This is a genomic window from Parvibaculum sp., assembly GCF_002684405.1.
In the GTDB taxonomy this organism is placed as follows: domain Bacteria; phylum Pseudomonadota; class Alphaproteobacteria; order Parvibaculales; family Parvibaculaceae; genus Parvibaculum.
This window is the reverse complement of record NZ_NYVD01000115.1, coordinates 1-24161: the sequence shown is the minus strand read 5'-3', so window position 1 is coordinate 24161 and position 24161 is coordinate 1. Positions and strand designations below refer to the sequence as shown.

General features: G+C 62.5%; 22 protein-coding genes. 16 read left to right on the top strand and 6 right to left on the bottom strand.

Annotated features, from left to right (window positions below; all coding sequences use genetic code 11):
• The first annotated feature begins 196 nt into the window (after window positions 1-196).
• The gene (locus tag CMI59_RS10770; protein ID WP_293328260.1) at window positions 197-1318 is read left to right on the top strand and encodes an anhydro-N-acetylmuramic acid kinase; all 1122 of its coding nucleotides are present in this window, start codon (window positions 197-199) and stop codon (window positions 1316-1318) included.
• Window positions 1319-1346: 28 nt separating this feature from the next.
• Here the strand turns inward: CMI59_RS10770 and CMI59_RS10765 are convergent, their stop codons facing one another.
• Window positions 1347-2003 (bottom strand): alpha/beta hydrolase, encoded by a 657-nt coding sequence (locus CMI59_RS10765; RefSeq protein ID WP_293328259.1) that lies wholly within the window; start codon window positions 2001-2003, stop codon window positions 1347-1349.
• 307 nt (window positions 2004-2310) lie between these two features.
• Between CMI59_RS10765 and CMI59_RS10760 the strand changes: the two genes are divergently transcribed.
• The 10 genes from CMI59_RS10760 to CMI59_RS10715 all read left to right on the top strand — a co-directional run bounded on the left by CMI59_RS10760 (window position 2311) and on the right by CMI59_RS10715 (window position 10612).
• Window positions 2311-2793: an Rrf2 family transcriptional regulator gene (locus CMI59_RS10760; RefSeq protein WP_293328258.1), complete on the top strand. Its 483-nt coding sequence runs from the start codon at window positions 2311-2313 to the stop codon at window positions 2791-2793.
• A 76-nt stretch (window positions 2794-2869) separates the two neighbouring features.
• Window positions 2870-4087, top strand: coding sequence for a cysteine desulfurase family protein (locus tag CMI59_RS10755; protein ID WP_339613950.1), 1218 nt, complete (start codon window positions 2870-2872; stop codon window positions 4085-4087).
• A gap of 1 nt (window position 4088) precedes the next feature.
• Entirely contained in the window at window positions 4089-5537 is a 1449-nt protein-coding gene (sufB, locus tag CMI59_RS10750; RefSeq protein ID WP_293328257.1) for a Fe-S cluster assembly protein SufB, read from the top strand.
• Window positions 5538-5555: 18 nt separating this feature from the next.
• Window positions 5556-6308, top strand: coding sequence for a Fe-S cluster assembly ATPase SufC (gene sufC, locus CMI59_RS10745; protein ID WP_293328256.1), 753 nt, complete (start codon window positions 5556-5558; stop codon window positions 6306-6308).
• A gap of 49 nt (window positions 6309-6357) precedes the next feature.
• Window positions 6358-7701, top strand: coding sequence for a Fe-S cluster assembly protein SufD (sufD, locus tag CMI59_RS10740; RefSeq protein ID WP_293328255.1), 1344 nt, complete (start codon window positions 6358-6360; stop codon window positions 7699-7701).
• Complete coding sequence (locus tag CMI59_RS10735) at window positions 7698-8945, top strand: cysteine desulfurase (protein WP_293328254.1); 1248 nt, start codon at window positions 7698-7700, stop codon at window positions 8943-8945. Before sufD ends, CMI59_RS10735 begins: the two co-directional genes overlap by 4 nt.
• Before the next feature lie 31 nt (window positions 8946-8976).
• Window positions 8977-9345, top strand: coding sequence for an SUF system Fe-S cluster assembly protein (locus CMI59_RS10730; RefSeq protein WP_293328261.1), 369 nt, complete (start codon window positions 8977-8979; stop codon window positions 9343-9345).
• Between the two features lie 52 nt (window positions 9346-9397).
• Entirely contained in the window at window positions 9398-9760 is a 363-nt protein-coding gene (locus CMI59_RS10725; RefSeq protein WP_293328253.1) for an iron-sulfur cluster assembly accessory protein, read from the top strand.
• A gap of 1 nt (window position 9761) precedes the next feature.
• Entirely contained in the window at window positions 9762-10151 is a 390-nt protein-coding gene (locus CMI59_RS10720) for a TfoX/Sxy family protein (protein ID WP_293328252.1), read from the top strand.
• Window positions 10148-10612 (top strand): DUF411 domain-containing protein, encoded by a 465-nt coding sequence (locus CMI59_RS10715; RefSeq protein WP_293328251.1) that lies wholly within the window; start codon window positions 10148-10150, stop codon window positions 10610-10612. The genes CMI59_RS10720 and CMI59_RS10715 overlap by 4 nt, the downstream gene beginning before the upstream one ends.
• Window positions 10613-10627: 15 nt before the next feature.
• Here the strand turns inward: CMI59_RS10715 and CMI59_RS10710 are convergent, their stop codons facing one another.
• The 3 genes from CMI59_RS10710 to CMI59_RS10700 all read right to left on the bottom strand — a co-directional run bounded on the left by CMI59_RS10710 (window position 10628) and on the right by CMI59_RS10700 (window position 13414).
• Window positions 10628-11419: an enoyl-CoA hydratase/isomerase gene (locus CMI59_RS10710; RefSeq protein ID WP_293328250.1), complete on the bottom strand. Its 792-nt coding sequence runs from the start codon at window positions 11417-11419 to the stop codon at window positions 10628-10630.
• Between the two features lie 29 nt (window positions 11420-11448).
• Window positions 11449-12252 (bottom strand): enoyl-CoA hydratase-related protein, encoded by an 804-nt coding sequence (locus CMI59_RS10705; RefSeq protein WP_293328249.1) that lies wholly within the window; start codon window positions 12250-12252, stop codon window positions 11449-11451.
• A gap of 127 nt (window positions 12253-12379) precedes the next feature.
• Window positions 12380-13414: a diguanylate cyclase gene (locus CMI59_RS10700; RefSeq protein ID WP_293328248.1), complete on the bottom strand. Its 1035-nt coding sequence runs from the start codon at window positions 13412-13414 to the stop codon at window positions 12380-12382.
• A gap of 330 nt (window positions 13415-13744) precedes the next feature.
• On the opposite strand from CMI59_RS10700, the gene CMI59_RS10695 reads away from it, so the two are divergent.
• The gene (locus CMI59_RS10695; protein WP_293328247.1) at window positions 13745-15208 is read left to right on the top strand and encodes a coniferyl aldehyde dehydrogenase; all 1464 of its coding nucleotides are present in this window, start codon (window positions 13745-13747) and stop codon (window positions 15206-15208) included.
• 90 nt (window positions 15209-15298) lie between these two features.
• On the opposite strand, the gene CMI59_RS10690 is transcribed toward CMI59_RS10695, so the two are convergent.
• Together CMI59_RS10690 and parE are read right to left on the bottom strand one after the other, a co-directional pair.
• Window positions 15299-16843: a DEAD/DEAH box helicase gene (locus CMI59_RS10690; protein WP_293328246.1), complete on the bottom strand. Its 1545-nt coding sequence runs from the start codon at window positions 16841-16843 to the stop codon at window positions 15299-15301.
• Window positions 16844-17123: 280 nt separating this feature from the next.
• A complete protein-coding gene (gene parE, locus CMI59_RS10685) occupies window positions 17124-19193 on the bottom strand; it encodes a DNA topoisomerase IV subunit B (protein ID WP_293328245.1) in 2070 nt (689 codons plus the stop codon).
• Window positions 19194-19333: 140 nt separating this feature from the next.
• Here parE and CMI59_RS10680 point away from each other — a divergent pair, with 140 nt between their 5' ends.
• The 4 genes from CMI59_RS10680 to CMI59_RS10665 all read left to right on the top strand — a co-directional run.
• Window positions 19334-20644: an NADH:flavin oxidoreductase/NADH oxidase family protein gene (locus CMI59_RS10680; RefSeq protein WP_293328244.1), complete on the top strand. Its 1311-nt coding sequence runs from the start codon at window positions 19334-19336 to the stop codon at window positions 20642-20644.
• A gap of 1 nt (window position 20645) precedes the next feature.
• Window positions 20646-22145: a DASS family sodium-coupled anion symporter gene (locus CMI59_RS10675; RefSeq protein ID WP_293328243.1), complete on the top strand. Its 1500-nt coding sequence runs from the start codon at window positions 20646-20648 to the stop codon at window positions 22143-22145.
• A 541-nt stretch (window positions 22146-22686) separates the two neighbouring features.
• Window positions 22687-23454: a VOC family protein gene (locus CMI59_RS10670; protein WP_293328242.1), complete on the top strand. Its 768-nt coding sequence runs from the start codon at window positions 22687-22689 to the stop codon at window positions 23452-23454.
• The coding region (locus CMI59_RS10665; protein WP_293328241.1) for an N-acyl homoserine lactonase family protein at window positions 23454-24161 on the top strand (708 nt) is incomplete at its 3' end. The genes CMI59_RS10670 and CMI59_RS10665, both read left to right, overlap by 1 nt.

Below are 24161 nucleotides of genomic sequence, written 5' to 3'. Positions count from 1 at the left end.
CTCCATGGCCGCCTCGTCGAGGGCGGCCTCGTCGGAAAGCTGATGGATGAAACCGCGCTCCGAGAGGATGCGCAGGAAATCGGACTTGTAGGCTGTCATTGTCGGGCTCGATCGGTTCTCGTGTCGGATAGGGTGCTGCGGGAGCCGTGGTCATGTAGCATGGTTTCACGAGACGCAAAACGGACGTGAGAAGAAGATGCCCCGTGCAATCCGTGCCATAGGCCTGATGAGTGGTACTTCCCTGGACGGCGTGGACGCCGCCCTGCTGGAAACGGATGGCGAGGGCCTGCTGAAGCGCGGCGCCGCCATTTCCACTCCCTATACACGCGAAGAGCGGCTTTTGCTGCGAATGGCGCTGGAAGAGGCGATGAGCTGGGAGCCGGATAAGCCTATGCCGGAGGTGATCGCGGAGGCCGAACGCCATCTGACATTCGTCCACGCCAAGGCGGTGAAGGCCCTGCTCGAAAAGGCCGGTCTTGCCTCGCATGAGGTGGATCTGATCGGCTTTCACGGCCAGACGGTGCTGCACCAGCCCGAAAGGCGCCGGACCGTGCAGATCGGCCTGGGCGAGGTTCTGGCGAGCCTTACCGGGATCGACGTCATCAACGACTTTCGGAACGCGGATGTGGCTGCCGGCGGGCAGGGCGCGCCCTTCGTGCCGCTCTATCACCGGGCGCTGGTGCGCAATATGGGGCTTCCGGGCACGGTCGCCGTCGTCAATATCGGCGGCGTCGGCAATGTGACCTTCATCGGCGAGGACGGGACGCTGATCGCCTTCGATACCGGCCCCGGCAATGCGCTGATCGACGACTGGGCGCAGCGCCATCTGAACGAGCCGATGGATGCCAATGGCGAGCTGGCGCGTCTCGGCGATGTCGACGAGCAGGTGCTGGCGCAGATGATGGACCATCCCTTCTTCCTGCGCCGTCCGCCCAAATCGCTGGACCGGTTCGACTTTACCGACGAGGCGGTCGCCTATCTCTCGCCCGCCGACGGGGCGGCGACGTTGACGGCCTTCACGGCGGCGGCGATCTCGCGCTCGCTCCTGCATATGCCGGAGCTGCCGCGCAATTTCATCATTTGCGGCGGCGGACGCCACAACCCCGTTCTGATGGAAGAGCTGCGCGCGCGGATCCCCTCGCGCGTCGTCCGGGCGGAGGATGTGGACTGGGAGGGCGACGATATAGAGGCTGAGGCCTTCGCCTATCTGGCGGTCAGGTCGCTGCGCGGCCTGCCTCTGAGCGAGCCCGGCACGACCGGCGTGCCCGAGCCCATGACGGGCGGAAAACTGCACCGCGCCGGCAGGGCTCTGGCCTGAGCCGGTAAAAAGATGCTTTGAAGAAGGATCAGCCCTTTTCGGGCGCCTGGGCGAGCCGCTTGTCGAGATAACCGCCGACCGTATCCACGAGTTCGTTCAGCTGTTTCTCGAAGAAATGGTTGGCGCTTTCGATCGTCAGGTGCTCGATGGTAATGCCCTTCTGCGTCTTGAGACGCTCGACGAGCTTTTGCACATCGGCCTGCGGCGCGACCTGATCGGCGCCGCCATTGAGGATCAGGCCGGAGGAGGGGCAGGGCGCCAGGAACGAGAAGTCGTACATGTTGGCCTGCGGGGCCACGGAGATGAACCCTTCGATCTCCGGACGGCGCATCAGCACCTGCATGGCGATCCATGCACCGAAGGAGAAGCCGCCGATCCAGCACTGTCCGGCATCCGGGTTTTGCGCCTGCAGCCAGTCCAGCGCCGAGGCGGCGTCCGAAAGCTCGCCGATACCTGAGTCGAATGTGCCCTGGGAGCGGCCCACACCCCGGAAATTGAAGCGCATGACCGAGAAGCCGCGCTCCAGGAAGGTCTGGAAAAGCGCCAGCGTCACCGAATTGTTCATCGTGCCGCCGAACTGCGGATGCGGGTGCAGGACCAGCGCGACGGGCGCATTCGGCGTCTTGTTGTGATGGTAACGGCCTTCGATACGGCCGGCAGGACCGTTGAAAATCACTTCAGGCATGTGTGCTTTCTCGGCATTAATGCTGGGAGAGGGCAATTCCCGATTCTGTGTCTGGGAATTATTTTCGGCTTTTACGCCTGTTTCCTCTGGAAAAATCGGTACGAGGTGCTAGATAGTTGACTTAAGAGGTCGGGAACTCCCGTCCCATGGAAACAGCTTCCGAGAGGTCTGACGGCCTTTGTGCTGCACTGCGGAAGCAGGATAGGGCATCGCCATGTCTCAGGGCGCATGTTCTTAACACAGGCATCGGACTGGTTTGCAAGCTTTTCGCGCTCTCCACCCGGTGCCGATGTAAAAGGAGTATGTCGTGAAGCTGACAACGAAAGGCCGCTACGCGGTTATGGCCATGGCCGATCTGGCGCGCCACTCCGCCGGCAATCCGGTCGCTCTTGCGGAAATTGCCGAACGTCAGGAAATTTCGCTGTCCTATCTGGAGCAGCTTTTCGCCAAGTTGCGCCGCGGTAGTCTCGTCAAGAGCGTGCGCGGTCCCGGCGGCGGCTATCTGCTTGCCCGGGGCGCCGACGTCATCCGCATTTCCGACGTCATCATGGCTGTGGATGAGCCGATCAAGGCGACGCGCTGCGAACTTGGGTCCCCCAAGGGCTGCCTTGCTTCTTCCGGCCGCTGCATCACGCATGATCTGTGGGAAGGCCTGAGCCAGCAGATTCACGTCTATCTGAATTCGGTTTCGCTGGGCGATGTGATTGACGGCCGTCTCGCTGGCGGCGCCATGGTGACGCGGCCCGTAACCGAAGAGCTTTCCGACCGGCCGGTAGCCGCCGCGAGCTGAAAATCCCTGACCTCCGGGCCGCTCCAGCCTCTGGCTTTCGTCAGCGCTGATCGGGGTCCGGAATGAACGTCGCAAGGTGACAAACAAGGCGATGACGGTGAAACGCGCCTATCTGGACCATAACGCCACGACCGTGCTGCGGGCCGAAGCCGCGGCAGCGGTCATGCGTGCGCTGGCCGCGCCGGGCATGGGACTTGGCAATCCCTCTTCCGTGCATGCGGAGGGGCGCGCGGCGCGCAAGCTGGTCGAGAAGGCGCGGGCCCAGGTCAAGGCGCTGGTGAGGGCGAACGACGCCGATCTCGTCTTCACGAGCGGTGGCACCGAGGCCGCCCATCTTGCCCTTCATGCGGCAAAGGCCGGCGCGGGTATCGAGCGGCTGATCGTCTGTTCGGTGGAGCACAGCGCGGTGCGGGCCCCGGCGGAGGCAGTCGGCCTGCCGCTCTCATGGCTTCCCGTGGACGGCGAAGGCGTGGCCGACCTCGCAGCCCTGAAGACGCTTCTGGCCGAGCCCGGCAAGCCGCTGGTGGCGCTGATGTGGGCGAACAACGAAACCGGCACGATCCAGCCGGTAAAGGACGCGGCCGACCTGACGCATGCGGCGGGCGGATTGCTTCTCACCGATGCCGTGCAGGCGGCGGGCAAGCTGCCCGTCGATTTCGCGGAAGCCGGCGTGGACATGATGCTTTTGGCCGGGCACAAGCTGGGCGGTCCTCTGGGCACCGGCGCTCTTGTGTTCCGCAAGGGCCTGCCATTGGAGGCGCTTCAGCTTGGCGGCGGACAGGAAATGCGCCGCCGGGCCGGCAGCGAGAACGTCCCGGGCATTGCAGGCTTCGGGGCGGCGGCGGCGGCGGCGGATGCGGCGCTGGATGGATTTTCGGGCCTCTCGCTTCTCCGCGACATGCTGGAGGAGCGGATTGCCGACATCGCGCCCGATGCGGTGTTTTTCGGCGCCCGGGCGGCGCGGCTGCCCAATACGAGCTATGTTTCGGCCCCCGGCCTTGATGCCGAGCGGCTGGTGATGATGCTGGACCTCGACGGGATCGCCGTCAGTGCCGGCGCGGCCTGCTCTTCCGGCAAGGTGGGGCGCCCGCATGTCCTCGATGCCATGGGCATCGAGGACGAAATTTCAAAGGGTGCGGTCCGGGTCAGCCTGGGCTGGAACAGCACCGAGGATGATGTGAACCGGTTCGTCGAAAGCTGGTCGCGCGCCTATATGAAGGCGAAGAAGCGGCACGGGACGGACGGCAGTGAGACGAGCGGGCGCAACGTGGCGCTCGCGGAAGTGGAGAGTTGAAATGGCGGCCGTCAAGGAGACAGTCGAAACCGTTGGCGAAGTGGAGAAGTACAAATACGGCTTCTCGACCGAGATCGAATCCGAAAAGGCGCCGATCGGCCTGACGGAGGATACCGTTCGCTACATCTCCGCGAAAAAGAACGAACCGGAATGGATGCTGGAATGGCGTCTGGAAGCGTTCCGCCGCTGGAAGAACATGGAAGAGCCGACATGGGCCAAGGTGTTCTATCCGACGATGGACTATCAGAACGCTTACTATTATTCCGCGCCCAAGCAGACCGCCGGGCCCGAAAGCCTCGACGAGGTGGACCCCAAGCTTCTCGAAACCTATGAGAAGCTCGGCATTCCGCTTGAGGAACAGAAGATGCTGGCGGGCGTCGCGGTGGATGCCGTTTTCGACAGCGTGTCGGTCGTCACCACCTTCAAGGAAAAGCTGAAAGAGGCGGGCGTCATCTTCTGCCCGATTTCGGAGGCCATCCGCGACTATCCGGATCTGGTGAAGAAATACCTCGGCAGCGTCGTTCCGGTGACGGACAATTTCTTTGCGACGCTCAACTCCGCCGTCTTCTCCGATGGGTCTTTCGTCTACATCCCCAAGGGCGTGCGCTGCCCGATGGAGCTGTCGACCTATTTCCGTATCAACGAGAAGCAGACGGGCCAGTTCGAACGCACGCTCATCATTGCGGAAGAAGGCTCTTATGTAAGCTATCTCGAAGGCTGCACCGCGCCGCAGCGCGACGAGAACCAGCTTCATGCCGCCGTCGTGGAACTGGTGACGATGGACGATGCGGAGATCAAATACTCCACCGTCCAGAACTGGTATCCCGGCGACGAGAACGGCAAGGGCGGCATCTACAACTTCGTGACGAAGCGCGGCGACTGCCGGGGCAAGAACTCGAAGATTTCCTGGACGCAGGTGGAGACGGGCTCCGCCATCACCTGGAAATATCCCAGCTGCATCCTGCGCGGCGACAATTCGCGCGGCGAGTTCTATTCCATCGCCATTTCCAACACGAAGCAGCAGGTGGATAGCGGCACCAAGATGATCCATCTCGGCAAGAACACGTCGAGCCGGATCGTCTCCAAGGGCATTTCCGCCGGCGGGTCGTCCAACACCTATCGCGGTCTCGTCTCTGTGCACAAGAAGGCGGAGAACGTCCGCAACTTCACGCAATGCGACAGCCTGCTGATCGGCGACAAATGCTCCGCGCACACCGTGCCCTATATCGAGGCGAAGAACCCGACCGCCATTCTGGAGCATGAGGCGACGACCTCGAAGATCAGCGACGAGCAGCTCTTCTATTGCATGCAGCGCGGCGTGCCGGAGGAAGAAGCGGTGGCGCTCATCGTCAACGGGTTCTGCCGCGACGTGTTGCAGCAGCTCCCCATGGAATTTGCCGTCGAGGCGCAGAAGCTTGTCGGTATCAGTCTTGAAGGCAGCGTCGGTTGACGCGAGAGGAACAGAGTAATGCTTGAGATCAAGAACCTGCATGTGGAAGTCGGTGGCAAGGAGATCCTGAAGGGGATCGACCTGCAGATCGGCGCAGGCGAAGTGCATGCCATCATGGGGCCGAACGGCTCCGGCAAATCGACGCTCTCTTATGTGCTGTCGGGCCGCGAAGGCTATGAGGTTACGCAGGGCTCCATCACCTATAAGGGGCAGGACGCGCTGGCGATGAGCGTGGACGAGCGCGCCGCGGCGGGCATCTTCCTTGCCTTCCAGTACCCGATCGAAATCCCCGGCGTCACCACCATGACCTTCCTCAAGACGGCGCTGAACGCGCAGCGCAAGGCGCGCGGCGAGGAAGAGCTGGACGCCGTGAAATTCCTGAAGCTGGTGCGCGAAAAGGCAAAGCCTCTCAATGTGAGCGACGAGATGCTGAAGCGCCCGCTCAATGTGGGGTTTTCCGGCGGCGAAAAGAAGCGAGCCGAAATTCTTCAAATGTCGATCCTGGAACCCTGGCTCGCGATCCTGGACGAAACCGACTCCGGCCTCGACATCGACGCGCTGAAAGTGGTGTCGGAAGGCGTGAACGCCTTGCGGTCGCCCGAGCGCTCCATGCTGGTGATTACGCATTACCAGCGCCTGCTCGATTACATCGTACCCGACAAGGTGCATGTCCTGTCCCGGGGTCGCATCGTGAAGACCGGCGGCAAGGACCTGGCGCTCGAACTCGAAAAGTCGGGTTACGCGGAATATGGCGCCGACGAAGCTGCCTGATCAGGGCGTTTCCGGGGCCGACTGAATTGACGTTTTTTTGAGTAACACAATGACCGACGCGACAGCGCAGAGTTTTATCGACACTTTCGAACGGGAGCGTGCATCGCTGCCCGGCGCGGATGGCTGGCTGGCTGCGCGGCGCGAAGCCGCGGTCCGGGAACTAGCCGATGCGGGCCTGCCGCACCGCCGTCTGGAAGACTGGAAATATACCGACCTGCGCGACGTGCTGGAGAAAGCCGCTTTCACCCCGGCACCGGTTCATCAGGGTGCGGTGTTCCTGTCGGAAGAGGATACCCGTAACGGCGCAGCTCTTTTCCATGCGATCGATCGTTACAAGATCGTTTTCGTAAACGGCCGTCTCAACCGGGCGCTCTCCGATATGGAAGACCTTCCCGAAGGTGTCGTGCTCAAGCCCTTCGCGGATGTGCTCGGCGAGGCCTGGACGAAGGCGCTTATCGAACGCCGTTTCGAGATCAACTGGCAGGCCCAATCCGTTTCGGCGCTCAACATGGCGCTGATGGCGGATGGTGTGGCGCTGCATGTCGAGGAAGGCGTGACGCTCGACAAACCGGTGCATCTCATCTTCCTCGCCGCCGATGACGGTGCGTCCCACATGCGGACCCTTGTCCGGCTGGAAAAGCAGGCGCAAGCCACCGTCTTCGAGACCCATGCCTCGGCAGGGGCGGCGCATTATTTTGTCGATCTGGTGACGGAAGTGTCGCTGGGTGTCGGCGCGACGCTCAATCACATCAAGTTGCAGGACGAGGCGGAGGACGCCGTTCATCTCGCCACCATGCGCGCCGCGCTGGCGGACGAGGCGAAACTCGACAGCTTTACGATGATCGCAGGCGGTGGCGTTTCGCGCGGCCAGACCTTTGTGGAGTTCGAGGGCAGGGCGGCTGAAGCTCACGTGAACGGCGCCTATGCGCTGCGGGGAAAACAGCATGCCGACCAGTTCTGCGTTGTCGATCATGCCGTACCGGAGTGCAACAGCCACACCCATTTCAAGGGCGTGCTGGACGACGAGTCCCAGGGCATCTTCCAGGGCAAGGTGGTCGTGCGGCCCGATGCGCAGCAGACGGATGGGCGCCAGATGACCAATGCGCTGCTGCTGTCGCGCGACGCCTCGATCAACGCCAAGCCGGAACTCGAAATTTATGCCGACGACGTGCAATGCGCGCATGGCTCGACCATTGGCGAGCTGGACAAGGACGCGCTCTTCTATCTGCGCTCGCGCGGGATCGATGAGATGACCGCGCGGCAATTGCTGATCTCGGCCTTTCTCGACGAGGCGCTGGATTATGCACCCCATGAGGAAGCGCGCGCCGAACTTAAGGCGCTGGTGGCCGGCTGGTTCGAAGCGGGCAACCTTTCGGCGGAGGACATCCTATGAACGCGCCTGCATTGAACAAGAAACCGGCCCTCGATCTGGAGAAGGTCCGTGCCGACTTCCCCATCCTCGCGCGTGAGGTCTACGGCAAGCCGCTCGTCTATCTGGACAGTGCGGCCTCGGCGCAAAAGCCGAAAGTGGTAATCGATGCGGTGAACGAGGTCTATTCGCATGAATACGCCAATGTTCATCGCGGCATGCACTATCTCTCCAATGCGGCGACGGAGAAATACGAGGAAGCGCGAAGGACGGCCCGGACATTCTTCAATGCCGCGCAGGAAGAGGAAATCATCTTCGCTGCGGGCGCGACGGATGCGATCAACATGGTCGCGTCGTCCTGGCTTGAGCCGCGCATCGAGGAAGGCGACGAGATCATCCTCAGCCAGCTCGAACATCATTCCAACATCGTGCCCTGGCATTTTCTGCGCGAACGCTTCGGCGCGGTGCTGAAATGGATACCGCTGACCGATGAAGGCGATGTCGATTTCGACGCTTACAAGGCCGCGTTCGGCCCGCGCACGAAATTCGTCGCCATGTCGCAGATGTCCAACGCGCTCGGCACCATTACGCCGCTGAAGGAAATGATCGATATCGCGCATTCCCATGACGTGCCGGTGCTGGTGGATGGTTGTCAGGGCGCAGTGCATTTGTCGACCGATGTGCAGGCACTGGATTGCGATTTTTATGTCTGCTCGGGACACAAGCTTTACGGGCCGAGCGGTATTGGCCTGCTTCATGCCAAGCGCGAACATCTCGATGCCATGCGTCCTTATCGCGGCGGCGGCGAAATGATCCGCGAAGTGGCGATGGACGAGATCACCTATGCCGATCCGCCGCATCGCTTCGAGGCCGGGACGCCGCCCATCGCGCAGGCCATCGGGCTTGGCGCCGCGCTCGCCTACATGATGGAAGCGGACCGCGAGGCCATTCTCGCGCATGAGATGGCGCTGCTGGACTATGCGACCCGGCGTCTGTCGGATGTCGAGGGCCTGCGCATTATCGGGACCTCGAAGCAGAAGGGCAGCATCGTCTCCTTTGTGATGGACAATGCGCATGCGCATGACATCGCGACGGTGATCGACCGCGCGGGCGTTGCCGTGCGCGCCGGACACCATTGCGCCCAGCCGGTGATGGAGCGTTTCGGCGTGGGGGCGACATCGCGCGCTTCCTTCGCCATGTATAATACGACGAACGATGTCGATGCGCTGGTCGACGCGCTGATCGACTCCAGGAAATTCTTCGGATGAGGACAGAATGACGACCGAAGATGTGAAAGCGATGGACGGAGCGGAGACACCGGGAGATGAGGCTGAGAAGCCTTCCGTCATCCCGCCCGAAGAGCTTGAGCGGCTGACCGATGACATCATCGCTGCGCTCAAGACCGTCTATGACCCGGAAATCCCGGTCGATGTTTATGAGCTGGGTCTCATCTATAAGGTAGACGTTTCCGACGACCGCGACGTCAAAGTCGATATGACGCTGACCGCGCCGGGCTGCCCGGTCGCCGGCCAGATGCCCGAATGGGTGGCCGACGCCGTGCGCACCGTCGAGGGCGTCAACGATGTCGATGTCGACATGGTGTTCGATCCCCCCTGGGACCCGAGCCGCATGTCGGACGAGGCGCGCGTCGCGCTCAACATGTATTGAGGCTTGAAGCAGACCCCGTGAAACGCCATTTCAAGGGTTAAGGAGAACGGCAATGCAACGCGAAAGGCCCAAGGCTATTTCACTGACCGATCGCGCCGCGGAGCGGATGAAGGCGATCATGTCGGCCTCGGAAGGCAAATATGTCGGTGTGCGCATCGGCGTAAAGAATGGCGGCTGCGCGGGCATGGAATACACCATGGACTACGCCGAAGAGGCGAACCCCATGGACGAGGTGGTCGAGGATCACGGCATAAAGATCCTGATCGACCCCAAGGCGATCCTGTTCCTGCTGGGCACCGAGATGGACTACGAGACCGACAAGTTTTCCAGCGGTTTCCGTTTCAACAATCCCAATGTGACCGATGCGTGCGGCTGCGGCGAGAGCGTGACCATCGTTCCCGCCCAGGCCGACTGACATGGCCGTCAGCGCGGAGTACAAGGCCTTTGTGCGCGAACAGCTCGAAGCCCTGGGCCCTGTGCGGATCCGCGCGATGTTCGGCGGCGCGGGCGTTTATTTCGACGATCTGATGTTCGGCCTCATCGTGGGCGAAACGCTCTACTTCAAGGCCGATGCGCAAAACCGCGCCGCCTTCGAGGAAGAAGGGCAGGAGCCCTTCATGTACCAGCCGCCGCCTAAGGACGGGCAGGCGCGCAAAGCCGTTTCAATGTCCTATTATGAAGTGCCGGAACGGCTCTACGATGATCCAGATGAAATGGTCGTCTGGGCGCGGGATGCGCTAAGCGCGGCCATGCGGGCCAAGTCCGGCAAGAAGCCGAAAACGAAAAAGCGGAGCAGGGCGGGATGAACATCGACAGGCGGAGAGTGCTTCTGGGCGGCATGCTGGCCATCGGCTTCGCGGCGCTTTCGCCGCTCGCAAGCCTTCCTGCGCGCGCTGCCGCCATTCGCGGAACGGCCTACAAGGCGCCGGGCTGTAACTGCTGCGACCTATGGGCCGACCATATGCGCGAGGCGGGGTTCGACATTCGCATGTTTGAAGATACCGATCTGGCCGTGCGGAAAATCCGCCATGGCATTACGTCCGATCTGGCAAGCTGCCATACCGCACTGATCGATGGCTATGTCGTGGAAGGTCACGTGCCCGCCAAGTTCGTTCGCCGCCTTCTGAGCGAGCGGCCCGAAGGCGTCGCGGGTATTTCCGTGCCGGGCATGCCCGTCGGCACACCCGGAATGCCGGGGCCGAAAGCAGGGCCCGTCGATGTGCTGGCCTTCGGAAACGGCCGGCCGAAGGTCTACGCGACCTTCTGACCGGCCTTTGCAGGTTTACTCGCCTTTGAATTCGGCAGGACGCTTCTGCAGGAAAGCCTTCACGCCTTCCCGGAAATCCGAAGAATAGCCCATATCGCGCTGAAGCTGCCGCTCCAGATTGAGCTGCTCTTCATAGGTGTTGTCCGTGCTCTCCCAATAGAGCTGGCGGATGCCGGCGAGCGATTTGGTCGGGCCGCTGGCGAGATCCTTTGCCAGCGCCATGGCTTCGTCTATCAGCTTTTCATCGTCATAGACGCGGTTCACGAGGCCCCATTCCAGCGCGGTCTCGGCGGGCAGTTTTTCGCCCAGCAGCGAAAGCTCCATCGCGCGCGCCTTGCCGACGAGACGGGGCAGGATCCATGTCGAGCCGCCATCCGGTACCAGGCCGATGCGGCGGAAGGCCTGCAGGAAGTAGGACGATTTCGCACACAGCACCATATCGCCCATCAGCGCGAAGCTCATGCCGACGCCGGCAGCCGGACCGTTCACCGCGGTGACGAAGGGCGCCTTGAGGTTGCGCAGGCGGCGCAGGAAGGGGTGGTAGAGGGATTCCAGTGCCGCGCCCGCATCCGGCACCTTGCCGGAATTGTCGCCCCGGCCCTGAAGGTTCGCGCCGGTGCAGAAGCCTCGGCCCTCGCCGGTCATCAGCAGGCAGCGCACGCCGTTGGACTTGTCCTCGACCTCGTCCATCGCGTTCATCAGCCCGCCCAGCATCTCCGGCGAAACCGCGTTCATCACTTCCGGATGGTTCAGCGTCAGCTTGGCGACGCCGCCGTCGATGTCGAGTTTGACCCGTTCGAAATCCATATCTCTACTCCCTGATTGCAATTCGGTTCTTATGGCTGGAATTCCGGTTTCGTCTTGGTAAGGAATGCTCTCACGCCCGCCGCAAAATTCGGGTGGTCGCCAAGCTGTCCCTGAATGTCGCGCTCATAGTCGAGCTGTTCGGCCAGCGTATGGCGCTCGGACACGTCGAGCGCCTTGACGATCTCGCCGAAGGCATTGGTCGGTCCCTTGGCGAGCTTGCCCGCCAGCGTCATGACCTCATCCATCAGCGCATCGTCCTCGACGCATTTCCAGATGAGGCCCCAATCCGCCGCCGTCTCGGCAGGCAGCTTGTCGCCCGTCAGCGCCAGCGCGCGGGCGCGCGCAAGGCCCACCAGCCGCGGCATGAACCATGTGCAGCCCATATCCGGAATGAGACCGAGCTTCGGTCCGAAAACCTGAATGAAGGAGGCCGACTTTGCCGCGATCACGATGTCGGCGCAGAGTGCAAGGCCAACGCCGCCGCCTGCCGTCGTGCCGTTTACGGCGGCGATCTTCGGCTTTTCGAGCTCTGCCAGTTCCCGCACCATCGGGTTGAAGCCCACCGTCATGCCATGGGCGACGCCTTGGCCGATGCTCATGCCTTCCTCGCGCTGCCCCTGGGCGGCGAGGTCGGCGCCTGCGCAGAAGGCCCGGCCAGCGCCTGTGAGGACAAGCACACGGGCATCCGGCGTGGCCGCGACCTTGGCGACGGCTTCGCGCACTTCCTCGATCAGCTTCATGTTGATGCTGTTCAGCACATCGGGCCGGTTCAGCGTCAGGAGGGCGATGCCATCCGCGATTTCGAGCTTGATCGTTTCCCCGTCGGTTTTCATGGGGCGTTCCCTCCCTGAAGGCTTTGTTTGCGGGGGAGGATAGTCGCCTGCGCGCACGGGCGAAAGGCCGCTTTGCCGGGGGTGAAGCGGCCTCAGAGAGACGTTGCGTAAAATCGGAAGGGCCGGATCAGCCGGCCATGGCCCGGGCGGTGGCTGGCGCGCGGGCGGGTGTGCCGGCGGGCGCGCCCGCAGGGGCACTCAACTCGCTTCGGACCTGATTGCGGCCGTTTCGCTTTGCCTCATAAAGGCAGGCATCGGCGCGTTCGATCAGGCTGGCGGATTCGTCGGAAGGCCGGAAGCTGCCCACGCCCAGCGACATCGTCACCCGGCCGAGGGACTCGCCCGTCGAGCGCTTGACGAGTTCGCGCGACTGGACCGCCTCGCGGATCTTGTTGGCGATCTGCTCGGCCTCCTCGGTGGTCGTGGAGGGCAGGACGACGCCGAACTCTTCGCCACCATAGCGCGCCACCATATCGCTCTGGCGCGTCCCGTTGTTGAGGCAGCTTGCGACAAGGCGCAAGACCTGGTCGCCCGTGCGATGGCCGAAGGTGTCGTTGAACTTCTTGAAATGGTCGATATCGCCGATCAGCAGGCAAAGCGGCTGGCCGCTTTCTCGGGCCTGAGAGATTTCGCGCGACAGCGTTTCGTCGAACGCCTTGCGGTTGGCCACGCCTGTCAGGGCATCGGTGCGGGCCTCGCTGCGGGCTGCTTCCAGCGTCTGCTGAAGCTCGGTTACTTCCGAGCTGGTCGCCTTCAGCCGTTCTTCAAGCTCCTGGCTGCGGGCTTCCATGTTCCGGCTGGCTTCGAGGATCGATTTGACGGCGTTGCGCACATCCGTCGGGGTGGACTTGGCGGACAGCCCGGCACTGGCCTCGCGCACCGAATGGCCGAAAGCCGTTGAATTGCCGCTGGAGGATTCGATGATCTCGATAATCTGGTTCAGTTCGGAATTCAGCTTCTCGCCGGTATCCAGCGTGACGGCGGTGAGCTTGGCGTCGTTCAGATAGCGCTCGCGAAGTTCGTCGACGGCGGCGGGATCGATCGGCAGGCCGTCCGATACGCGCTCGTCCAGCGCCTGATTGAGATCGGGGGTCTGGCCCGAGGCATAGCGGTACCAGAGCGCATAGTTTTCAGGCACAGGCGCAACGCCGTGCTCTGCCATGAGTTCAATAGCCCGCGCGCTGCACTCGCTGGCTGAAAGGATTTTCTCGGATGTCATCGAATGCCCCATCGGCTGACCGTACCCTGCGGTCGCTTCTCTTAAGAAGAAGCCTAGGTCGATACGGTTACAGCCAGGTAAATCATGAGGAAAATCGCTGTTTTTTTCGTTGAGCGGTCTTAAAGCCCATCTCGGCGCTGGAAAATGCGAGGGGCTCTCAATGGCCCGTGAATTATGTATTATCCCGGTAAACGAGCCGGCATGCAGCGCCGGACAATCGGGAAGCATTTCAAACGTGCCGCGAGACCACGCGGCGGGGACAGGAGGGCGCCAATGAGCGTTGCGGAACAGAATTCTCAGGAAGCCGATATAGAAGCCATTTCCCAGTCGATCCGTGCGATTCTCGACAAGCAGAAGGCGGCGCATATCGCCGAAGGGCCGATCAGTGCCGAAAAGCGCATCGAATGGCTCGACCGGGCGATCGCGCTGGTTGTCGACAACCAGAAGGAAATCGTGGAGGCCATGGCCTCCGATTTCGGTCATCGCAGCCATGACCAGTCGCTCATGGCCGATGTGATGGGCTCCGTCAATCCGCTGAAGCATGCCAAGAAGCATCTGCGCCAGTGGATGAAGCCGGAAAAGCGGAAAGTTCAGTTCCCGCTCGGCCTGCTCGGCGCCAAGGCCCGGGTCGAATATCAGCCGCTGGGTACGGTGGGCATCATCTCGCCCTGGAACTTCCCGGTGAACCTCACCTTCACGCCGCTGGCAGGCGTCTTCGCCGCCGGTAACCGCGCCATGATCAAGCCGTCGGAGTTCACGCCGGCGACATCCGAGCTGATGGCGCGCATGTTCCGCTCCGCCTTCGACGAGACGGAAGTGGCGGTGATCACAGGCGGCCCGGCGGTCGGCCAGGCCTTCTCCAAGCAACCCTTCGATCATCTGCTTTTCACCGGTGCGACCTCGATCGCCTATCACGTCATGCGCGCCGCGGCCGAAAACCTGGTGCCGCTGACGCTGGAGTTGGGCGGCAAGTCGCCGGTCATCATTTCCGACACCGCGAAGATGGACGAAGCGGCGGCCAAGGTCATGACGGGCAAGACCCTCAATGCCGGCCAGATCTGCCTCGCGCCCGACTATGTTTTCGTGCCGGAAGCCAAGCTCGACAGCTTCGTGGACGAAGCCCAGAAGTCGATCACCAAGATGTATCCGACCATCAAGGAAAACCCGGACTACACTTCGATCGTCAATCAGCGCCACTATGACCGCATCAATAGCTATCTCGACGATGCGAAGCAGAAGGGCGCGAAGATCGTCGAGATCAATCCGGCCAATGAAGATTTCAGCCAGCAGCCGACCCACAAGATCCCGCCGACGATCGTCGTAAACCCGACCGACGACATGAAGGTCATGCAGGACGAAATCTTCGGTCCGGTGCTGCCCGTGAAGTCCTATCGCTCGGTGACTGAGGTGCTGGACTATGTGAACGGCCACGCCCGTCCGCTCGGCCTCTATTATTTCGGCGAGGACGAGAAGGAAGAACGCACCGTGCTGGATCGCACGACATCCGGCGGCGTGACGGTCAATGACGTCATCATGCATGTCTCGATGGAAGACCTGCCGTTCGGCGGCGTCGGTCCGAGCGGCATGGGCGCCTATCATGGCATTGACGGGTTCCGCACCTTCAGCCACGCCAAGGCCGTCTACAAGCAGTCCAATGCGAAGATGGTCGCGGAGATGTTCCGTCCGCCCTACACCTCGAAGTCGCGCAAGCGCCTGATGGGCATGATCAAGAAATAGGGTCGGGCAGCCGAACAGCGAAAAGGGCGATCCCTCGGGATCGCCCTTTTTCATATCTTGTGGCCGACGGCGCGGACGAAACGGGTGGCCTCAGGCCTCTTCCGTTTCCTTCTCCGCCGAAGCGTCTTCTTCCTCGGCGCTGCGGCGTCGCGGCAGTTTCACTTCGCGCAGCATGAAGGCGGGCACGTGGTCGCCCATGCCGATGACCCTGTTGTCGTCGTCATCGTCGCGGTCCCGGCGGCGATTGCGTCCGCCGCGTGCACGGCGCGGCTTTTCTTCCGCCACGGGCTCGGGCTTTTCAGCCTCGGCTTCTTCCGGCGCGCTTGCCTCTGCGGCGGGCTGCGCATCGTCGGTCTTTTTCTTGCGGCTCCGTCCGCCCCGGCTGCCGCGGCGGCGGGACTTCGTCTCGCCTTCGTCTTCGTCGCCCGAAGCCGCACTGGCCGGAGCCTCTTCCTTGGCGGTTTCCTTCTCGGCGGGCTCGCTCTCGGCCGTCTCTGCTTTGGCAGGCTCTTTATCGGCGTCGAGGTCGTGCACCGGGATCGTCGTCTCGAGCATCTTTTCGATGGATTCGATATATTTCCGGTCTTCAGGCGTCACCAGCGTGAAGGCGGCGCCTTCCTTGCCGGCGCGTCCGGTGCGGCCGATACGGTGGACATAGTCTTCCGCATGGGTTGGCGGATCGAAATTGAAGATATGGCTGACATCGGGGATATCGAGCCCGCGTGCCGCCACGTCGCTGGCCACCAGCAGACGGATCGTGCCGTTGCGAAAGCCTTCTAGCGTCTTCGTGCGGGTGCTCTGGTCGAGATCGCCGTGAATGGCGCCGGCCGAATAGCCATGCTTGTCGAGCGAGCGATGGAGCACGGACACGTCGCGCTTGCGATTGCAGAAGATGATCGCGTTTTTCACATTCTCGGTATCGATGAGATGGCGCAGCGCGTCGCGCTTCTGGTCCCGGCGAGAAATCTTGACCTGAGCCTGTTTGATCCGCTCATTGGCGGAAGAAGCGCGGGCGACTTCGATGCGCTCGGGCGCATGCTGGAAGTTTTCCGTCAGGCGCTGGATTTCCGGCGGCATGGTGGCCGAGAAGAGAAGCGTCTGCCGGGTGAAGGGAATCTTGCGGCAGATTTCCTCAATGTCCGGAATGAAGCCCATATCGAGCATGCGGTCGGCTTCGTCCACGACGAGGATCTGCACGCCCGTCAGCAACACCTTGCCGCGCTGGCAATGGTCGAGCAGGCGGCCCGGCGTCGCGATCAGCACGTCCACGCCGCGATCGAGCTTCTTTTCCTGGTCGCCGAAGGAAACGCCGCCGATCAGCAGCGCCATGGAGAGCTTGTGGTACTTGCCGTATTTCTCGAAATTCTCCGCGACCTGCGCGGCGAGTTCGCGCGTCGGCTCGAGAATGAGAGAGCGCGGCATCCGCGCCTTGGCCCGTCCCCGCGACAGCTTGTCGATCATCGGCAGGGTAAAGGAGGCCGTTTTGCCCGTCCCCGTCTGGGCGATGCCGAGCACGTCTTTGCCGGCGAGAACATGGGGAATGGCCTGGGCCTGGATCGGCGTGGGCTCGGTATAGCCGGTTTCGACAACAGCCTTGAGCACTTCCGGCGTGAGACCGAGTTCGTCAAATGTCATACATCAACCTGTTTGCGTGTTTCCGGGCCTGAAAGTCGTCGATGGGGAATTCGTCTCCCTCCGACGCCGCTGTTTCGTTGGCCCGATGCTGCGGCCAGGGTCTGGCGAGTGAGCAGCCTGTCGCGCGGATGAAACCCCGCGCATTCAGCGAATTTGTGCCGGAAAATACGGTTTTCCGCGAAATTGTCAACCGAATGGGCCGGTAACCCTGTCCTTCATAGGGACTTGGTAGCTACCTGTGGCGGCATTGCCTCAGAATTGGCCGGTAATGACGTCAGGATCAGATATCGAGGTCCGTGGCGAAGGCCGCGTGCTCCTGGATGAACTGGAAGCGCATCTCGGGCTTGTTCCCCATCAGACGGTTGATGGCGGAGGAGGTCTCCGCGGTATCTTCTTCCGGCACCACGACCCTGAGCAGCGTCCGCTTGCCGAGCGCCATGGTGGTTTCCTTGAGCTGTGCGGGCAGCATTTCGCCAAGGCCCTTGAAGCGGCTCACCTCGACCTTGCCTCTGCCGCTGAACTCCTTGTCCATCAGCTCGTCCTTATGTGCGTCGTCGCGCGCATAGGCCGTCTTGCCGCCCTGGCTCAGCTTGTAGAGGGGAGGGGCCGCGAGAAACAGGTGCCCGTTGCGGATAAGCTGCGGCATCTCGCTGTAGAAGAATGTGATGAGGAGTGAGGCGATATGCGCCCCGTCCACATCGGCGTCGGTCATGATGATGACCTTGTCGTAGCGCAGATCCTCGTCGCGGTAATGCGAGCCGGTCCGCACGCCGAGCGCCTGGATCAGATCCTGGATCTGCTGGCTCTGCGCCATCTTGGCGCCGCTGGCTGAGGCGACGTTGAGGATCTTGCCGCGAAGCGGCAGTACGGCCTGCCGCGCACGGTCGCGGGCCTGCTTGGCGGAACCGCCGGCGCTGTCGCCCTCGACGAGGAAGATTTCAGACCCCTGAGATGCTGACTGGCTGCAATCGGCCAGCTTGCCGGGAAGCCGCAACCGGCGCGTCGCGGTCTTGCGTGCGACATCCTTTTCCTGTTTGCGGCGCAGCCGTTCCTCGGCCCGGTCGATCACCCATTCCAGCAACTTGTTGGCCTGCTGGGGCGCGGCGGTCAGCCAATGGTCGAAATGGTCGCCAATGGCGCGTTCCACCAGCTTGGTTGCCTCGGCCGTGGCGAGCTTTTCCTTGGTCTGGCCCTGGAATTCCGGTTCGCGGATAAACACGGAGAGCATGACGCAGGCATTGGAGAGCATATCGTCCGCCGTGATCTGGCTCGCCTTCTTGTTGCCCACGAGATCGCCATAGGCGCGCAACCCCTTGGTGAGCGCCTGCCGCATGCCCTGTTCATGCGTCCCGCCTTCCGGCGTGGGCACCGTGTTGCAGTAGGAGCTGACGAAGCCGTCGCGATTGCCGATCCAGGCGATTGCCCATTCGACGGACCCATGGCTGCCCGCCTTGGAAAGCTTGCCGTAAAAGGGCTCGGGCGTGACATTGTCCGCGCCCTCGATGGCGATCTTCAGATAGTCGAGAATGCCGCCGGGAAAGTGAAGTTCCTCTTCCGCGGGCGTGTCGTCCTTGATGAGCTCGGACGCGCAGCTCCAGCGGATTTTGACGCCGCCGAAAAGATAGGCCTTGGATCGCGCCATCTTATAGAGGCGCTTGGGCGAGAAGGCGGCACCCTTGCCGAAAATATCCGGGTCCGGATGAAAGGTGATCCTTGTGCCGCGGCGGTTGTGCACCTTGCCCTTGTTTTCGAGCTTCGTCTGCGGCGTGCCGCGCTCATAGGCCTGCGTCCAGAGCGTCTGCTCGCGCGCCACTTCGACCTCGAAACGGTCGGCCAGCGCATTCACGACCGAAATACCCACGCCATGCAGGCCGCCGGAGGTTTCATAGGCCTTGCCGCCGAACTTGCCGCCCGAATGCAGCGTGGTCAGGATCACTTCCAGTGCCGACTTGTTCTTGTATTTCGGATGCGCGTCTACGGGGATGCCGCGGCCATTGTCGGCGACCGTCAGGCTTCCGTCTTCGTGAAACGAAACCTCGATCCAGTCCGCATGGCCGGCGACCGCTTCGTCCATGGAATTGTCGAGGACTTCGGCGAAGAGGTGATGCAGCGCCTTCTCGTCCGTGCCGCCGATATACATGCCGGGGCGCCGCCGGACGGGCTCCAGCCCCTCAAGGACCTCGATATCCTTGGCCGAATAGCCGTCATCGCCATCGGACGATTTGGCAGATTTGGCACGGCTGCGCTTTGCGGGCGCCTTGGCCGGCTTGCTCTCGCTCTTGGCGGGGGAGGCCGAGAAAAGATCGTCGGTATCGTCGGGGGCGGATTTGGACGGCTTGCGGGCGGCCATGAACTCTACGAAATGCTGGGGTGAAACGAATCGAGCCCGATTGTACGGCGCGGGCGGGCATAGCGGCAATGCGCGTCCCGCGCTTTCGTTTCGCGGTGACCCGTGCAAAATGCCCGTAACAAGGAAATCGGGAGGAACTCATGACGGAAAAGCCCACCATCGCCACGCCCCTGACGTTGCCCTGCGGCGCCACGTTGAAAAACCGCCTCGCCAAGGGAGCCATGACGGAAGGGCTCGCCGATCCGGAAAACCGGGCGACGGAGCGCCATGTGCGCCTTTATCGCCGATGGGCGGAGGGCGGAGCCGGAATGCTGCTGACCGGCAACGTCCAGGTGGATCGCCGCTATCTGGAGCGTCCCGGCAATATCGCCATCGACGGCCCGCAATCGAACGACGCGCTGGACAGGCTCCGCGCCATGGCGGAGGCGGGCACCGTCAACGACACGCATCTCTGGATGCAGATCAGCCATGCGGGCCGCCAGACGCCCGCTCTGGTGAACCCGACGCCTGCCGGGCCGACCGACAAGCCGCTCGACATGCCGGGCGCGCAGTTCGGCAAACCCAAGGCGCTGACGGGCGATGAAATCCTCGACGTGATTTCCCGCTTCGCCCACGCCGCGACCGTGGCCCGCGACACGGGCTTTACCGGTGTGCAGATCCACGGCGCGCATGGCTATCTCATTTCCGAGTTCCTCTCGCCGGATGTGAACACCCGCACGGACGAGTGGGGCGGAGAGAAACTGGAAAACCGCGCCCGCCTGCTGCTCGAAACGGTACGCGCCGTGCGCAAGGCCGTCGGCGGCGACTTCCCCGTGTCGGTGAAGCTCAACTCCGCAGACTTCCAGCGCGGCGGTTTCAGCCATGAGGAATCGATGAAGGTCGCGGGCTGGCTCAACGACGAAGCAGTCGATCTGCTCGAAGTTTCCGGCGGCACCTATGAGCAGCCCCGCATGATCGGCGCCGACGACATGACGCTCCATCCTGAAAAGTCGGAAACGCGGCGCGAGAGCACCGTGGCGCGCGAAGCCTATTTCCTCGAATATGCCGCCGATATCCGTAAGACGGTCGCCATGCCGCTCATGGTCACGGGCGGCTTTCGCAGCGTTGCCGGCATGAATGCGGCGCTGGCGAGCGGCGAGATGGATGTGGTCGGCCTTGCAAGGCCGCTCTGCGTCGATCCGGCCATTCCCGGTAAGCTCCTTTCCGGCCAGGCGGAGGAAACTCCGACCTATGAAAAGACGCTTCGCATCGGGCCCGGCCCGCTCGGTCCCAACAGCCCGATCAACCTCATCAAGGCGTTGAACGGCTGGGGGCAGCAGGGCTGGTTCTGTCTCCAGATCATCCGCATGGGCGACGGCAAGGACCCGGACCTGAAGATGGGGGCCTTCTCCGCCTTCCGGAACTATCAGAAGAACGAGACGAAAACCGCCAAAGCGATGAAGCGGAGCTGATATGACCTCGGCGGCAACGGAACCGGCCTATGGCGGGCGGCAGAAGCTGGGGCTCATACTGGGCCCGGCTCTGCTCCTGCTGACATTCGTGCTGCCCGCGCCCGCGGGCCTGAGCGGGGAAGGCTGGCTGGTCGCCGGTGTCGCCGCGCTGATGGCGACATGGTGGATCTGCGAGCCGGTGCCTATCCCGGTGACCTCGCTCATGCCGATGGTCCTGTTGCCCGCGCTGGATGTAGCGTCGATCAAGCAGGTGACGAGCCCCTATGCGCATCCGCTGATCTTTCTCTTCTTCGGCGGCTTTCTGATCGCGCTGGCGATGGAGCGGTGGGGCCTTCACCGGCGTATCGCCCTCGCGCTGATCGGCATTATGGGCCACAAGGCGAGCCATATCGTTGCCGGTTTCATGCTCGCGGCCGCGATGCTTTCCATGTGGGTGAGCAATACCGCGACCTCTCTCATGATGCTGCCGATTGCCATGTCGGTCATCGCGCTGGTGGAAGACCAGGCGGTGAGCAAGGAGGCCAAGTCGGGCGCGGCGGACTTCTCGCTGGTACTGCTCTTGTCGGTTGCCTATAGCGCGACCATTGGCGGGCTGGGCACGCTGATCGGCACGCCGCCCAATGCATTGCTCGCCGCCTTTCTGAACCAGACCTATGGCTATCAGATCGGCTTTGCCCAATGGATGCTGCTCGGTATTCCGATCGTGCTGATCGGCCTGCCGCTGACCTTTCTGTTCCTGACGCGGGTTTTCTTCCGGCTGGATAGGGTGGAGATGTCGGGCGTCGACGGCCTGATCGCGGCGGAACGTGAAAATCTCGGGCGCATCAGCCGTCCGGAAAAGCATGTCGCCATCGTGTTCGCGGCAACAGCATCCGCCTGGGTATTCCGGCCCCTGTTGCAGGACTGGCTGCCGCTTCTCAACGACACCACCATCGCCATGGCAGGCGGCATCGCGCTCTTCCTGATCCCGGTCAATCTGCGCGAGGGCGAATTCCTGATGAACTGGCAGACCGCAAAGCGCCTTCCATGGGATGTCTTCCTGCTGTTCGGCGGCGGGCTCAGCCTTGCCGCGGCGATCGAGGGGCAGGGCGTTGCGAGCTGGATTGGAAGTCTCTTCGACGGGGCAAGCGCCATGCCGCTTCTGGCGCTGGTTGCGCTGGTCTGCGTCTGCATTCTTCTGCTGACCGAACTGACTAGCAATACGGCGACGGCGGCGACATTCCTGCCGGTCATCGCTGCCATGGCGATCAGCCTTGGCGAGAACCCGCTGCTGCTGGCTGTTCCGGCGGCGCTGGCGGCCAGTTGTTCCTTCATGCTGCCGGTGGGCACGCCGCCCAATGCCATCGTCTTCGGCAGCGGCAAATTCACCCTGCCGCAAATGGCGCGGGCGGGCGTCTGGCTCAATATCGGTTTTCTTGTCCTCATCGTTGCCATGACCTATTGGCTGGCGCCCATCGTGTTCGGCATCCAGCACGGCGTGGTGCCGGACTGGGCTGCATGAAGCTACGGGGCCGGATGAAGTTGAAGAGGCGAGAGAGGGGAAGGGCGTAGCGAAGGATGAAACGTCAACGGCGCAACCCCGCTCAATCGGAAGCCCCGGTCATCCTGTCGGGCGTTCCTTGCGGGGTTGCTATCTGGATGTGCTTTCCGCACTCCTTCGGGGATGTAAACCCGAATATAGGCTCATCGTCGTTGTCGCACGCTCAGTGGCGCTCGTCTGGTCTGGACCTCCGACACCAGCAATTTCCTCGCGCAAAGGCCTATATGATTGGCTGGCGCGGCGGCGCATTAGATGCGCGTCGAGGGACGGTGAGGGTAGGGTCATATTCAGCAGGAGATTTCCTGCGCCGGTGGGGTCATCTTCGAAACCTCCTCCGTTGGTTGATGAGTAAATGCTACGCCCGTCGCGGCGAAAACGTCAACGAAATTAGTGGGATGCGACAATTTTGTTGGTCAACATTGCTGACCGAACGGGATGCAGAAAAAAAAGATGTACACGAACTAAAAGAACAAACGTATACGGAATAAAAAGGGAGGGCGAGATGTGGTTGAGGCAGATTGCGCTGGTTGCGCATGATCTGGATCCGGTGGTGAAGCCGCTTTGCGACGTGCTGGGTCTGACGGTCGCCTATAACGATCCGGGCGTCGGCATATTCGGTCTCGTCAATGCCGTCATGCCGGTGGGCGGCGAGTTTCTGGAGGTGGTGCAGCCGGTCCAGGACGACGCCTCGGCGCGGCGCTACCTCCACAGGCGGGGCGGCGATGCTGGGTACATGGTCATTCTGCAATCCGAAGATGCCCATGCGCATCGAGACCGCATTCTGGGGCTCGGGGTACGCAAGATCGCCGAGCATGACGGAACCTATGTCTTTACCCATTTCCATCCCGGCGATTTTGGAGGCGTATTGACCTCGGTCGACTCCGTCACCGGTGTGGAAGACTGGTTCGATCCCGACAGCGATTGGCCGCCGGCCGGCAGGGAGTGGAGGAATGCGCGAAGCGACAATGCGACCGGCATTCGCGCCGTCTCCATCCAGTCTCGCGCACCGGGCAAACTCGCCGAGAGATGGGGTGAGCTTCTTCAGGGCGAAGTGGCCATGGCTGATGACGGCCCGGAAGTGCGCTTGGCGCGCGGCGTCATCCGTTTCGTCGATCCGGTGGATGAGGATGGCACCGGGGTCGTCGGCATCGACATTGCCATGCGCGACCGCGGCAAGGCGCTGGAGAAGGCCCGTCAGCTCGGCTTGCCGGTGAGCGGGCACACGGTGCGGATAGGCGGCGTGGATTTCGCTTTGCTGGAGGCGGTCTGATGAAGCTCCTTTCCGCCTGCTGCGGTCATATCGGTGTCGATACCGGCCTGCTCGAAGGGGGCGGTATCCGGGGCGAACTGCGCCGCGTGCCCTCCATGTGTTTCGTGATCGAGCATCCCGAAGGCCTGGTCGTCTGGGATACCAGTATGCACCCTTGTGTCTGCAACGATCCGGTCGGCTATTGGGGCAAGCTTGCGACTACGGTCACCGTGCCGGACTATGAAGAGAGCGAGACGCTGCTTGCGCGTCTGGAGCAGGCGGGTATCGAGGCCTCGCGCATTCGTTTCATCATCAACTCCCATCTCCACAACGATCATTGCGGCATGAACCGCTTCTTTCCGAAAGCGACCGTGTTGGCGCGCCGCAGCGAATACGAGCACGCCACGGGGCTGATGGACACCGGCAAGCATGGCTATGTACGCGACGACTTTTTCGGCGACGGCCAGTCGCTGGAGCTGATCGAATATGACGACAGTTTCGATGTGTTCGGCGACGGCGCGCTGGTGCTGATCTCGACGGTGGGCCATACGCCCGGCCATCAGAGCCTTCAGGTGACGTTCCCGTCGGGCCGCCGTTTCGTGATGACGGGCGATGCGCTTTATACGGCCGGACAGCTCGCGGCCCGCAATCCGCCGGGGCTGACCTTCGACAAGAAGGAAGCGCAGGCAAGCGCGGACCGGCTGGCGGATCTGGGCGAGGAGGGTGCG

What these genes read in the sequence shown, in the direction of transcription:
- CMI59_RS10690 (WP_293328246.1), bottom strand. Translation starts at nt 16,843, where the DNA reads ATGACATTTGACGAACTCGGTCTCACGCCGGAAGTGCTCAAGGCTGTT.
- CMI59_RS10725 (WP_293328253.1), top strand. Translation starts at nt 9,398, where the DNA reads ATGCAACGCGAAAGGCCCAAGGCTATTTCACTGACCGATCGCGCCGCG.
- CMI59_RS10695 (WP_293328247.1), top strand. Translation starts at nt 13,745, where the DNA reads ATGAGCGTTGCGGAACAGAATTCTCAGGAAGCCGATATAGAAGCCATT.
- parE (WP_293328245.1), bottom strand. Translation starts at nt 19,193, where the DNA reads ATGGCCGCCCGCAAGCCGTCCAAATCCGCCCCCGACGATACCGACGAT.
- CMI59_RS10710 (WP_293328250.1), bottom strand. Translation starts at nt 11,419, where the DNA reads ATGGATTTCGAACGGGTCAAACTCGACATCGACGGCGGCGTCGCCAAG.
- CMI59_RS10765 (WP_293328259.1), bottom strand. Translation starts at nt 2,003, where the DNA reads ATGCCTGAAGTGATTTTCAACGGTCCTGCCGGCCGTATCGAAGGCCGT.
- CMI59_RS10720 (WP_293328252.1), top strand. Translation starts at nt 9,762, where the DNA reads ATGGCCGTCAGCGCGGAGTACAAGGCCTTTGTGCGCGAACAGCTCGAA.
- sufB (WP_293328257.1), top strand. Translation starts at nt 4,089, where the DNA reads ATGGCGGCCGTCAAGGAGACAGTCGAAACCGTTGGCGAAGTGGAGAAG.
- sufC (WP_293328256.1), top strand. Translation starts at nt 5,556, where the DNA reads ATGCTTGAGATCAAGAACCTGCATGTGGAAGTCGGTGGCAAGGAGATC.
- CMI59_RS10735 (WP_293328254.1), top strand. Translation starts at nt 7,698, where the DNA reads ATGAACGCGCCTGCATTGAACAAGAAACCGGCCCTCGATCTGGAGAAG.
- CMI59_RS10715 (WP_293328251.1), top strand. Translation starts at nt 10,148, where the DNA reads ATGAACATCGACAGGCGGAGAGTGCTTCTGGGCGGCATGCTGGCCATC.
- CMI59_RS10730 (WP_293328261.1), top strand. Translation starts at nt 8,977, where the DNA reads ATGGACGGAGCGGAGACACCGGGAGATGAGGCTGAGAAGCCTTCCGTC.
- CMI59_RS10675 (WP_293328243.1), top strand. Translation starts at nt 20,646, where the DNA reads ATGACCTCGGCGGCAACGGAACCGGCCTATGGCGGGCGGCAGAAGCTG.
- CMI59_RS10705 (WP_293328249.1), bottom strand. Translation starts at nt 12,252, where the DNA reads ATGAAAACCGACGGGGAAACGATCAAGCTCGAAATCGCGGATGGCATC.
- sufD (WP_293328255.1), top strand. Translation starts at nt 6,358, where the DNA reads ATGACCGACGCGACAGCGCAGAGTTTTATCGACACTTTCGAACGGGAG.
- CMI59_RS10680 (WP_293328244.1), top strand. Translation starts at nt 19,334, where the DNA reads ATGACGGAAAAGCCCACCATCGCCACGCCCCTGACGTTGCCCTGCGGC.
- CMI59_RS10770 (WP_293328260.1), top strand. Translation starts at nt 197, where the DNA reads ATGCCCCGTGCAATCCGTGCCATAGGCCTGATGAGTGGTACTTCCCTG.
- CMI59_RS10670 (WP_293328242.1), top strand. Translation starts at nt 22,687, where the DNA reads ATGTGGTTGAGGCAGATTGCGCTGGTTGCGCATGATCTGGATCCGGTG.
- CMI59_RS10700 (WP_293328248.1), bottom strand. Translation starts at nt 13,414, where the DNA reads ATGGCAGAGCACGGCGTTGCGCCTGTGCCTGAAAACTATGCGCTCTGG.